The organism is Arcticibacter pallidicorallinus (assembly GCF_003002875.1).
GTDB classification, from domain to species: Bacteria; Bacteroidota; Bacteroidia; order Sphingobacteriales; family Sphingobacteriaceae; genus Arcticibacter; species Arcticibacter pallidicorallinus.
This window is the reverse complement of record NZ_PVTH01000004.1, coordinates 262,081-275,074: the sequence shown is the minus strand read 5'-3', so window position 1 is coordinate 275,074 and position 12,994 is coordinate 262,081. Positions and strand designations below refer to the sequence as shown.

General features: G+C 46.3%; 6 protein-coding genes. All 6 read left to right on the top strand.

What is annotated here, in order from left to right:
- The first annotated feature begins 197 nt into the window (after positions 1–197).
- The 6 genes from B0I27_RS08455 (at position 198) to B0I27_RS08430 (ending at position 12,991) form a co-directional block, all read left to right on the top strand.
- Positions 198–3,419 carry a SusC/RagA family TonB-linked outer membrane protein gene (locus tag B0I27_RS08455; RefSeq protein ID WP_106292800.1) on the top strand — a complete coding sequence of 1,074 codons (3,222 nt, stop codon included), beginning with the start codon at positions 198–200 and terminating at the stop codon, positions 3,417–3,419.
- A gap of 36 nt (positions 3,420–3,455) precedes the next feature.
- A complete protein-coding gene (locus B0I27_RS08450; RefSeq protein WP_106292799.1) occupies positions 3,456–5,384 on the top strand; it encodes a RagB/SusD family nutrient uptake outer membrane protein in 1,929 nt (642 codons plus the stop codon).
- A 21-nt stretch (positions 5,385–5,405) separates the two neighbouring features.
- Positions 5,406–7,556, top strand: coding sequence for a hypothetical protein (locus B0I27_RS08445; RefSeq protein ID WP_106292798.1), 2,151 nt, complete (start codon positions 5,406–5,408; stop codon positions 7,554–7,556).
- Between the two features lie 115 nt (positions 7,557–7,671).
- Positions 7,672–9,147, top strand: coding sequence for a pectate lyase family protein (locus tag B0I27_RS08440; protein WP_106292797.1), 1,476 nt, complete (start codon positions 7,672–7,674; stop codon positions 9,145–9,147).
- The gene (locus B0I27_RS08435; protein ID WP_106292796.1) at positions 9,144–11,627 is read left to right on the top strand and encodes a glycoside hydrolase family 95 protein; all 2,484 of its coding nucleotides are present in this window, start codon (positions 9,144–9,146) and stop codon (positions 11,625–11,627) included. Before B0I27_RS08440 ends, B0I27_RS08435 begins: the two co-directional genes overlap by 4 nt.
- 146 nt (positions 11,628–11,773) lie before the next feature.
- Positions 11,774–12,991 carry an exonuclease SbcCD subunit D C-terminal domain-containing protein gene (locus tag B0I27_RS08430; RefSeq protein WP_106292795.1) on the top strand — a complete coding sequence of 406 codons (1,218 nt, stop codon included), beginning with the start codon at positions 11,774–11,776 and terminating at the stop codon, positions 12,989–12,991.
- Positions 12,992–12,994 lie beyond the last annotated feature (3 nt).

Below are 12,994 nucleotides of genomic sequence, written 5' to 3'. Positions count from 1 at the left end.
TTCCACCCCCATTTTCTACAGGCAGATACATTTGTGCTATCGTTCGTGCGAACGTCTTTTAACCCTTTATAACCTGATATGTCCACAATAATTGCATCCCGCAAGGTATGCCTGCATTCCGGTCCCTAACCAGTGAACGGCAAAAGAGGCGAACAAACTAACAACTAACACAAATTACAATCTTAATTACGTGCATTATGAAAAGACTGCTACTTCTCCCCATCTTGCTGTGGGTTTCCCTCAGCTTGTTTGCTCAGGAAAGGCAAATTACCGGTACGGTAATCGAAAAAACCACAGGAGAGGTGTTGCCAGGTGCCTCGGTGTTCCTTAAGGGAACCACTGTGGCAACCAAGACAGAAAACAATGGAAAATTCGTTCTCCGAACAACAAAGACCGGAACCGTCGAGCTGGAAGTCAGAATGGTGGGTTTCGTTAATCAGACAGTTTCCGTAAAGGGAAACGGCCCGGTGAGTGTTTCGCTGGCAGAAGACACTAAGGCACTGGATGAAGTTACGGTTGTTGCTGCTGGTTACGGCTCTCCTATAAAAAGGAGCGAACTTACCGGATCTGTATCGACAGTTTCCGGAGCCACTATCGCACGTGTTCCCGTGTCATCGGCAGCGGAGGCCTTACAAGGTAAAGCAGCAGGTGTACAGGTGACCACTTCTGACGGCGCACCTGGTTCAGAAGTAAATATTCGTATCCGCGGAGGTACTTCGGTAACACAGAGTAACGCTCCTCTATTTATAGTGGACGGATTTCCGGTAGATAACATTAATGATATACCGCCGACAGATATTCTGAGCATTGATATTCTTAAAGATGCTTCGATGACGGCGATTTTTGGTGCCCGCGGAGGAAATGGGGTAGTGGTTGTTACCACCAAGCGTGCGAGCTCCGGAAAACTAAGTCTGAATTTCAACCATAACACCCAGGTCAGAACCCTTGTCAGGAAAATCGACTTGATGACACCTCATGAATTTGTGAAAGTTCAATATGAGGCGGCGGTAGGCGATAATACAAGACGTCAGCGCTTTCGCGGTAACTTCGGTAATCCGCTCGACTTTGATCTGTATAAACGGTTTGAGGGAAACGACTGGCAAGATGAGATTTTAGGCGGATCCCCATTGAGCCATATGTATAATCTTACGCTGAATGGTGGATCGCAAACGTTGAGGTTTAATACCAGCATCACCCACCATGATGAGCAGGGTGTACTTATCGGCTCGGGCGTTAAGCGAACCAATGTTAATACCAAGTTCAGCGCAGAACTTTCCAAAAATGTGAAATTGCTGATTAATCCGCGCTTTACTTACCGACAGAATAGTGGTGCCGGCGCTGGTAATGTAGGAAGCGGTGGTATTATTGGTGTGCTGCGTTACCGGCCTACAAATGGTATCCGTGAATTTTCGCATGTGCCCGCAGAGGATATTGACCCCGACGAGGAACGCTTGTTTGAATATAATAATCCCAAGGGAGACATCAATCAGAACTACCAGAAAGGAAATAATTACGAGTTTACCAATCAGGCTTCGGTTGACTGGAACATCATGAAGGGCCTGACTTTCCGCACCCTGGGTTCGCAATATATGGCGTTTAACTATAAAGATCGTTTCTGGGGAGATTTGACCTCAGACGCCGTTAGCAACAACCGCTTACCTATAGTTGAATTGGAGAGTCAAAGGCGGAACAGATACGGATGGACAAATACTTTAGAGTATGCGACAGAACTAGACAAGCACAATTTCAGGTTCCTTTTGGGCCAGGAGATTCAGAGCTCCGCGCAGTTTACAAGCTCAAATACTTCCCGTTATTTTCCGAAAGAGATTGAACCGGAAAGAGCAGTACGGAATTTGACTTTAGGAACACCCTGGAAAGCTACCTCGTTTAGTACTTCGCCTGAAAGATTGTCTTCCATCTTTGGACAGGCAAATTACAACTTTGACCGAAAGTATCTTCTTTCACTTACTTACCGCGCTGACGGATCTACCAAGTTTGCTCCGGGCAAGCAATGGGGACATTTCCCGGCGATTGCAGGTGCCTGGGTATTATCTCAGGAAGAGTTCCTGGCAGATCAGGAGCTGTTTTCAGAACTTAAAGTGCGTGCCTCCATCGGTAAGTCAGGAAATAACCGGATTGAAGATGATATGTGGCGGTACCAGTACAGGATCAACGGAACCGGTGGTCCGGGCTGGGGCGAAAGCAACGAAACGGGATATGAATATTATGGTAATACCGGTGGCGGAACGATGCCCAATCCGGATATCAAATGGGAAACTACGCTCACCCGCAACCTGGCTTTCGATATCGGACTGTTTAACGAGCGCGTGACCATAACTCCTGAAGCCTATTGGAACACCACAACAGACTTGCTCTACCTGAGCAATATCCCTACAACAACCGGATATACCCAGCAAATGCAAAATATCGGTCAGGTGACCAATCGTGGATTTGACCTGACTGTCAACACGCAAATCATTAGAAAGGAACGTGCTTATTTGAATGCAACCTTAACCTTTGGAGCAGGTAAGACACGTATCGACAAACTTAATGGCCGGGAAGATGTGCTCTGGATGACTCCTTCCAGCGGATGGAAGTCTTCCGAGGCTGACTATATGCTGAAAGTCGGTGATCAGCTGGGCCTTATCTACGGCTTTGTTTACGATGGTATTTACGGTTTCGACGAGTTTGATCAGCAAGGTTTCAACTTCGTGGCTAAACCCGGAACGGTAAATAATGATGCCCTTTTTGGTACACAACCAGGCAGGCCCAAATTCAAGAATTTTGTAGACGCAGAGGGTGAAGAAAATGTAGTCAATGAAAGAGATAAAGTCGTCATAGGAAACACCAATCCGAAGTTCAGCGGCGGGTTCAACATTGCCGGGGGATGGCGCAATTTCGATATATCCGCGAACTTCTTCGGGATGTATGGATTTGACGTTAATAACGCGACGCGCTATACCTTGTCGTCCTTCGAAAATAACAATAACAACTACTTTAATATTCTTCCGGAATTTAATGCAAGCAATCGTTGGCGCTATGCCGATGATGTATATGGAGACAGGATGCTGAGCAATGCACTTTATGTGCAACAGTATCGGGACGTCAATTCTAATGCAACTATTTTCAATCCGGTAGACATTAGCAAGAAGGTAACACACTCTTATTTTATCGAAGACGGTTCATTCCTGCGATTACAAGATCTAACTGTGGGTTATACGCTGCCTCAAAGCGCTTTGAAACGCCTTAAGGTTGGAAGTCTGCGGGTATTTGTTAGTGGTTACAACCTGTTTTTATGGACCAATTACACTGGTTATGACCCCGAAGTTGATGTTCAAACCGGACTCACGCCGGGTATTGATTACAATCGCTACCCAAGAAGCCGGAATTTCCTGGCTGGTTTAAATATTACTTTATAATCGAAATATCAAGCAGTGCAGATAAAATTTACAGCTATGAGGAAATATATCATCATTCTCAGTACTATATTAATAACCCTTACTTCCTGTGAAAAAGATTTCCTGAAAGTAAATTCCGACTCCAAATACGAGGGGGATTATGTCTTTGGGAACAAGGATGAGATCAACAGGGTATTAACCGCCGTCTATGCGTCGTTAATGAGCAACGATAGTTACGGCAACGCGTACTTCAGTACGTTCGCACTCAATAATGATGTAGAGTTCACCGCTTTCGCCGGTGAGTTACCGAACGTTAACGGAGAAGATTTCAAGGCTTTTGACGGCGCTCCACATGCTCCTTCCATCTTACGGTTCTGGAACAAGCAATACGAAGGCATTGAACGTGCCAATATTTTTATCAATGGCATTCAGAGCAGTCCGGTCTTTAGTCCGAGCGACATGGATCTGACGCAACAGCTCGGTGAAGCAAGAGTGTTAAGGGCGATGTTTTACCACGATCTGGTGGTGATGTTTGGTGATGTTCCTTTCAATACAGAGCCCAGCATGAACTTGCAATCGGGATTTGTGATTCCGGTCACAGACCGAAACGAGATCCTCAGCTTCCTCATCAATGACTTGAAGGAGACGGCTTCGGGAATGAAATACGCCGCTGATTTAACGCATGGAGTGGAGCGTGCATCCAAGGAGTTCTGCTACGGCATGATTGCGCGGATGGCCTTGACCCGCGGGGGCTATGCCTTGTATCCGGAAGGGGGAAAGGGTGCGATGAAACGAATGCCCGACTACAAAGACTATTATCGGATTGCTATGCAGTACGCTGATTCGGCTATATCTTCCGGGAAGCATTCACTCAACAAGGCATTCAGGAATGTCTTTATCGATCAGACCAATAACATCGTGAACAATAACGACGATCCGATTTTTGAAATTCCATTTCTAAGAAATTCAAGCGGTAATATTGGTTACGTTACTGGTGCTGCTGTTGGTTCCTTTAACGATCTGACAACCCACGTGTGGGGCGCTTCAAATGCCGGCATGAGGCTGAATGCATTCTATCATTACTCCTTCGACCGTAATGATCTCCGCCAAGAATATACGGTTGGTAAGTGGAGCTACGATGCAAACGCTATACCGCAAGTACTCGTTGACTATACCATGTACAACAACAAATGGTCAAAACTCTGGGCCGATCCTTCGAAGGCTTTAGGAAATCAAAGTTCGGGCGCTACCGGGATCAATTTACCCTATATGCGGTACGCTGATATTTTATTGATGTATGCTGAAGCTGTCAATGAGGTGGAAGAAGGGGTTAGCGGGGCAAACGGAGCAAGGGCCATAGAGGCTTTCAGACAGGTGCGCAAACGGGCATTTAAAGATGCAGACCAGGCAGTGAAGGTTAACGCCTACATCCAGACAGCGGCAGCCAGTAAAGAGACATTTTTTAATGCCATAGCAGACGAAAGAAAATGGGAATTTGGTGGTGAAAACCTGCGTTGGAAGGATCTGGTTCGCTGGAACCTCTATTCTAAAGTCGTGTATGACAGTTTTAAAGAGTATCTCATTGTAGCTTTAATGGCAGGGGGGGACTTCATAGAAGGTGCTGAAAAATACCAGAATCTGCCTGTTAACAAGTTTTACAAGCGTGTCGCAAATCCGGGCGATAGAGATATCTATCCGAATACAAGCTTGCAGGTTATTGAATTCTATAACCCATGGGAAGCTGTGTTGAATCCGGGTACAGAATGGCTAACAGCAACATACTATGATTGGTATGACGTCAATACTTCGATGCCCAAAAATCAAATAGCTTATTCATTTCGTGGATATGTAAAAGGCGGGCCTTCAGCGAACTGGGAAAGCTTAAACCCTAATAGTTTGCCTCCTGTGCGTTACATCCTGCCTTTCCCTGACCAGGCTATTCAAATGAGTAACGGGGCGTATAAGAATCACTATGGTTATAACTAGTGCCGATAAAGAAAGTTCAATATGAAAATCAAGATTTTAATACAGAGCATATTCCTGGCAGGCTTGCTGGTCTTTGTTCTCGATAGTTGCAAAAAACCCGATCTTCAACTCACTGACGAAGAAGAAAACAGATCCTTTATGGCTGTATTTCGTATACAGGCGAATACCGGCAAAAGCGGTGACCCGCTCGCCAGCCAGGTCGTTAATTCGAACGATATATACCTGACCTGGAACGGCATCGAAGGAGCATCGGGTTACCACATCAAGATGAAGACCCAGGCTGGCTCCTGGGATATCCCGGGCGACATACTATGGGATACCATTGTAGGGCCTGAAGTGCTTAAAATTACCAAGAAGGATCTGCAATATTCAACCATGCATAATTTTATGATCCAAACCCTTTCTCCCTTGGGAGAGGCTTATAATTCGAGGTGGTATGGGCTGGGAGACGGCGCTCACCCGGATGACCGTGCAGAATTTACGACGTTAGAGCGAACAGGTATTCCGGATGTGGTGTCTGTGGCCGGCGTAACCGAAAATAGCATGCGCGTCTATTTTGATCTGAAAGTCTATAATCCGGCGCCACCTGCACTAAACCCTAGCTTTCAACACGAAAATGGGCAATTCCTTATGGATGAAATACTGGTGCAGCCCGCATCGGTAAACCGCGATTTGCCCTCTCAGACCATCAAGTTGAGCCAGGCAGATCTGACAAATGGCTATGTCGACGTTACAGGCTTAGTGTCCAATGCTTTATATGTTGTTAACGGGCTTAATAATAAGGTGGTTCGTTACTGGGACCGGCTGTATAACACCAGTATGGTTCGTATGAGAGGACAGGTAGGTGAGCCTATTCTTATTCCGCATAAAGTAGACGTTGCAAATACCTGGGCCCAGCAAAACAATGCATCGCGGCTTGATACCATATTAAATAACTATTTATTCGATAATACGCTTGCCGAGGGTACGATATTCATGCTGGAAGCCGGCAAGAAATATTATCTAGGCAATAATGTTGTCTTAGCTAAAGGCCTGGTCTTAAAATCAAACACTCCGGGTACAAAAGCCACTCTTTATATGGGACTGGGATACAATGAGCTCAATAATGGCTCACTTGCTTTCAACTTCCAATTGGGACGTAATGCTCAAGCAGGCGAAATCGGCAGTATTACCGTGGGCGATGTCATTTTCGACGATCTTAGTGTCGAGTTGCCATTGGCGGTTAACTTCTTCAACCAGTCCCTGTATCCCGGAAAGTCTATAAACGGAAACTATTTTATCAATCAGAGTTCAGCATCTATGCCATTCACCTGCTCTAAGCTGGAAGCCCGCAATTGTAATTTCCAGGGTATGGTGCGGTCCTGGTTCAGAACACAGGGTTCGAACCGCCAGGTCATTGAAAATATCATAGTGGATAACTGTATATTCCATGATGCAGGTATGTACGATGTTAACGGACGCGGATACCCCTTAATCACCGGAGCAGCAGTTTCAGAAAAAACGAATATTTTCAATAACGTTGTCATTAAAAATAACTCATTTGTTGGCGTGTCGTATGACCAGCTCATCCGTGAAACCGCGAATCTTGCCTGGGCACCAAGCGTGGTCTGGAATGTAACGATCGAAAATAACACGTTCTTAAATGCGTTTTCTGTCTCCAATGGACGTTTCCTGATCCAGCATCAGCATCCTCCCGCTAACAGCAAATACATTGTCAGGAAAAACCTCTTCATCTCGGTTAAAGCAGCCGGTGACGATCGGGCGTTCTTCCAGAGCGGAATGGACTTCAGAACCTATCGTCCAGGGGTAAGTTTCGACGTTGCCGATAACTACTCCACATCAGCAAAATCAGCAAACAATGCCGTAACCTATTTCAGTTCTGCGGAAATATTTGTTAACCAGCCGTTCAGTCATAACGGCAGAGGCGCCGGAGCCAACGCAGGTGCATTGAATAAAGGCGGTTTGGAGGCAACGAAAGTAATAACCGGCCCGACGCCGATTGCTCCGGAAAACCTGATGGTTGATCCTTATCCGAAAGGTAAAAAGGTAGTCGCTAACTGGGCTCCTGATTCGCATATCTATAATCTCGATGGACTGCGTTATAAAAACACCCCGGAAGTGTTCAACCATCCTATCTATACGAAAGGAATTGGAGACCCTCGCTGGAGGTAATTCAAGAAGTCAACCTGAAGCCAACTCCCTAACGGGAGCGGGCTTCAGGTTTTTTTATGACCACTGAGCACGAATGTTCGGAGGAATCGAATCAATAGCCCTTTAATTCAAGAGCATGAAACAACTAATATTCCTGTTTATAGCAGCGGTTTTCTGCTCATTTGAAACGGTAATGGCGCAGGTAGCGGCCTTTCCCGGAGCTGAAGGCGGCGGTATGTACACGACAGGCGGGCGTGGAGGGAAAGTATACTATGTCAATACCCTGGAGGATAACCTTGACGGCGACGTGAACCTGAATGAGGGCTCACTGAGGTGGTGTTTGAATCAGGACGGCCCGCGAACGATCCTATTCCAATCAGGAGGTACAATAAGGCTGAAAAGCCGGCTTGTAATCGATAAAGGTGACCTGACGATAGCCGGGCAATCGGCGCCCGGGGGCGGAATTACGCTTGCCGGATTTCCGGTGTCCATAAGAGCCAATAATGTTATCGTGAGATTTGTAAGGGTCCGCATGGGTGACCGGGATATTTCCAAAGCAGAGGCAGATGGCGCCGATGCGTTTAGCGGCGGTAAAAACAAGGATATTATCATTGATCACTGTTCGATCAGCTGGGGAACGGATGAATGTTCGTCTTTCTACGATAATAAAAACTTCACCATGCAATGGTGTATCATCTCAGAAAGCCTTCGTTTGTCGGGACATTCAAAAGGAGCCCATGGATATGGTGCTATCTGGGGAGGAGTACAAGCCTCGTTTCATCATAATCTTTTAGCGCATCACGATAGTCGCACACCCAGATTGGGACCTGGCGCGATGTATGCCGGACATGATACTACCGACATGCGAAATAATGTGATTTACAACTGGAGCGGTAACGGAGCCTACGGTGGCGAAGCGATGCACGTCAATATGGTCAACAATTATTTCAAGGCAGGGCCGGCCACCGGGGAACGGATAAAAGACAGGATAGTAGCACTAAACGCCAAAACAGAAAGCCGACCATTTCCTTCTATTAAAGGCGTTTGGGGAAGGTACTACATCTCCGGGAATGTGTTGCCTCATAACGTGCGGGTTTCAAACGATAACTGGGAAGGAGTCAAGATTGAGGGTGAACAGTCAAAAATAACTATAAAATCAGCGTATCCAATTCCCTTACATGCGCCGATACATACTCAGGATGCCCGCACCGCATATAGAAAGGTGCTCGCTTATGCAGGAAGTTCCTTAAACAGGGATGACATCGACCGCCGCATTATCGAAGAAACAAGGACGGGAACCGCGCGCTTTACAGGCAAAAGTAAGTATAACGGACAGGGAGGTAGCTGGAAAAGCTTAAATTATCCACTTAAGGGCATTATCGATTCACAGGAGGATCTTAACCCTGATCCCGAGGTAAAAACCTGGGAGCCCTGGCCATCGCTGGATCCGGGAATCGCCGTTGCTGACGGTAACCGTGACGGTATTCCGGATGGTTGGATCGAGCAGCATCACCCCAATAAATCAGCGAACGATATGAGTGAAGAAGGATATACCTATCTGGAGGTTTATCTCAATAGTTTAATAGAACAGATTACAAAAAGTCAACAATGAAAGCACTATTCAAGTATTTTGTAACGGCAGCGGTACCCTTAATTATTTCCGCTTCAGAGTCCTCAGCGCAACAACAGCAGCAACAGCGTTTACGTCTTTTTTACGATAAACCGGCTTCTGAATGGAACGAGGCTTTGCCGATAGGCAACAGCAGATTAGGGGCGATGGTCTATGGAGATCCTTCCAAAGAGCAATTGCAGCTGAATGAAGAGACGATATGGGCTGGCGGGCCCGGCAATAACGTGCCACAGAATACACACACCAAGATCCTGGAAATCCGTAAGCTTCTGGCAGACGGAAAGCCGGAAGAAGCGCAGAAGCTATCGAATGAAACATTTCCGAGGAAAGCTCCCGAAGGCTTACACTATGGCATGCCTTATCAAACGTTTGGCAGCCTTTGGTTGAATTTTCCAGGTCACACAAATTATACAAATTTCGTTCGCGATCTGGATATAGAAGATGCGGTAGCCCGCACCTCGTATAAAGTGGGTGGTACAACCTTTAAAAGAGAGGTATTCACATCGTTCACAGATGATGTGCTTATTATTCGTCTGACAGCATCAGAGAAAAGGAGTATTTCTTTCAGCCTGAGCTTAAGCTCCCCGCATCAATCTGCTTCTGTGAGTGGAGGAAAGGGGCAATTAAGTATGAGAGGAACCGGAAGTTCAGTAGATGGGTTGGCGGGTAAGGTAAATTTTAAAGGTATCGTGCATCCTGTATTAAAGGGGGGCAGGTTGATTACTGGTCAGGAGAATTTAGAGATACAACAGGCAGACGAAGTGATTCTCTATGTTTCCATCGGTACCAACTTTAAAAAATACAACGATCTGAGCGGGGATCCGGAAAAAAAAGCACAGGACATACTTGACAGGGCGGTAAAAGTGGATTATAGGCAAGCCCTGGCCAGCCATACGAAAAAATATCAGCAACAATTCAACCGTGTTAAACTGGATTTAGGCACATCAGCCCAAGCCGCAAAGACCACAGACATACGCGTGCAGCAGTTTGCCAAAGCGGAGGATCCACAATTAGTGGCCTTGTACTTTCAGTTCGGTCGTTACCTGCTTATCAGCTCATCACAGCCGGGAGGGCAACCCGCCAATCTTCAGGGTATCTGGAATGATAAGCTATCTCCGCCCTGGGACAGTAAGTACACCGTCAATATCAATACCGAGATGAATTATTGGCCCGCCGAAGTAACGAATCTCAGCGAGACACACGAGCCTTTATTCGCCATGTTACAAGACCTGGCGGTAACAGGCAAAGAAAGTGCGCAAGGCATGTACAAGGCACGCGGTTGGAACATGCACCATAATACAGATCTCTGGCGTATTACAGGTATTGTAGACGGTGGCTATTACGGCATGTGGCCGATGGGAGGAGCCTGGTTGACACAGCATATCTGGCAGCATTATCTGTATAATGGGAATAAGAATTTCTTGAAAAAATATTATGATGTACTCAAAGGAAAGGCATTGTTTTACCTGGATGTCCTCCATAAAGACCGTTCGGGGAAGTGGTTGGTATTAAGTCCTTCGATGTCTCCTGAGAACTCGTACCTGCCGGGCAGCGTAGGGATTTCTGCAGGCACGACCATGGACAATCAATTGATTTTTGACGTATTCAATAACTTTATTGACGCGACTAAGATATTAGGGGTCGATGCTAAGCTCTCTGATTCGGTAAAAGTCGCGTTGGATAAATTACCACCCATGCAGATCGGCCAGCATACGCAATTGCAGGAATGGCTGGAAGATATGGACAAGACAACGGACAAGCACCGCCATATTTCGCACTTATATGGCCTATATCCTTCAGGACAAATATCTCCATTCCGCAATCCCGACCTGACCGAAGCTGCCCTGAACTCATTAAAGTATCGGGGTGATAAGTCTACAGGATGGTCGATGGGTTGGAAAGTTAACTGGTGGGCCAGACTACTAGACGGCAATCAGAGCTTCAAGCTGATTCGGGACCAGTTGAGTCCACCGGTAGGGGAAAAGGGGCAGGGTGGAGGAACTTATCCGAACTTACTGGATGCTCATCCTCCGTTTCAGATTGACGGCAACTTTGGATGTACATCCGGTATAGCAGAAATGCTGGTGCAGTCTTACGACGGGAATATTTTTCTACTGCCCGCTTTACCTGAGGCATTACCTCAGGGCAAAGTTTCGGGACTAAAAGTTAGAGGTGGATTCGAAATAGATCTCGAATGGAAAGATCATGTTGTAAAGAAGGTAACTATCCGATCTGGTTTAGGAGGAAATTGCAGACTCCGTTTAGCTCAGGCTGTCTCTTTAAAAGGGGATGTTAAATTAATTGATGCTCAGGGAGAAAATAATAACCTGTTTTATCGTGTACGTGGAATAAAGGCGCCGTTAAAATCGGAAAAAGCCAGTTTGGACGGTTATAAACTGCCAGAAACCAAGCTGGTTGAATTTGAGACTAAGGCAGGAGGTACATATACATTTTATAATTAAGAAGTATTTCCTGAAAATGAACCTGCTGCCTGACATTCGCGTTCTTGCAGCAGGTTTTTTTTGTGGTGTTTCTTTTTCTGGGCTTTCTTTCCTGCGAGGTATCAGGGATGCTGAATATTTCGTTTTTATAACGAAATTTGTAGTAGATGAGGGTTCTGCATACAGCCGATTGGCATTTGGGTAAAAAGTTAGAGCAATGTGAGCGAACAGAGGAGCATCAGTTCTTTCTGGACTGGCTCATTGATGAGCTGACCCACAATTGCATTGAAGTTTTGATTATCGCGGGAGATATTTTCGATACGGGTAACCCTTCGAATGTCGCTCTGGAGCAATATTATAAATTTTTGTGGCGGGTAAAGGGAACATGCTGCCGGGAGGTGATCATCATCGGCGGGAATCATGATTCGATCAGCACACTGAATGCTCCGAAAGAGCTGCTGAAGTTCTTCAATATACATGTTGTTGGTGGAGTCCCGGAGGATATAAAGCATCAGATTATTCCTGTTAAGAATGCCGGGGGTAAGGTAGAACTCGTGGTATGCGCGATACCTTTTTTAAGGGACCGGGACGTACGCCTTTCCGTAGCCGGGGAGACAGCGGCAGACCGGGAATCGAGAATTAAGGAAGGAATTTGTGCGCATTACAATAGGTTTAAAACGGAGATTGCCTCCTATAAAGAAGAGGGAATACCGGTCATCGCAACGGGACATTTGTTTGCTGCCGGCTCCAGTACTTCGGAGAGCGAGAAAGAAATCCACGTAGGAAATCTGGGGCAGATCTGTGGCGACCAGTTTCCTGAAGAATTCAATTATGTAGCCTTAGGGCATATCCATCGTCCGCAGATTGTAAATAAAATGAGTCATGTACGGTATTCTGGCTCACCTATTCCTTTAAGTTTCTCGGAAACTGATGATGAGAAGCAAGTGCTGATTCTGAAATTCGGAGGCGGAGGCTTGCAGGAGATCAGGGAGCTGAAAGTGCCTTGTTGCAGGAAGCTGATCAGGCTTAAGGGAACACTGGAAGAGATCAGGCTAAAGCTTGGGACGATGGAAGACAAAGGTTTGAAAATGCCCGCCTGGGTAGAGCTTCAGATATCGACCGACCGGTTTATCCACGACCTGGACGAACAACTTGAAAAGCTGAAGGAAGGTAAGCCCTTTATCGAACGCTTCTTTCCGCGGCAGATCAAGACAAGGGCCAGTATGAGTTTAAACGAGCAGAGCATTCTGGAATCAGCCCTGCATGAGCTGGAACCCCGGGCGGTATTTTTGAAGCGCTGTGAATCTGAGCTTCCGGAGGAAGACCATGGCGAATTACTGCAGCTATTTGACGAAATCTTGGAAAAAATGGCTCAGAGGGACTAATCA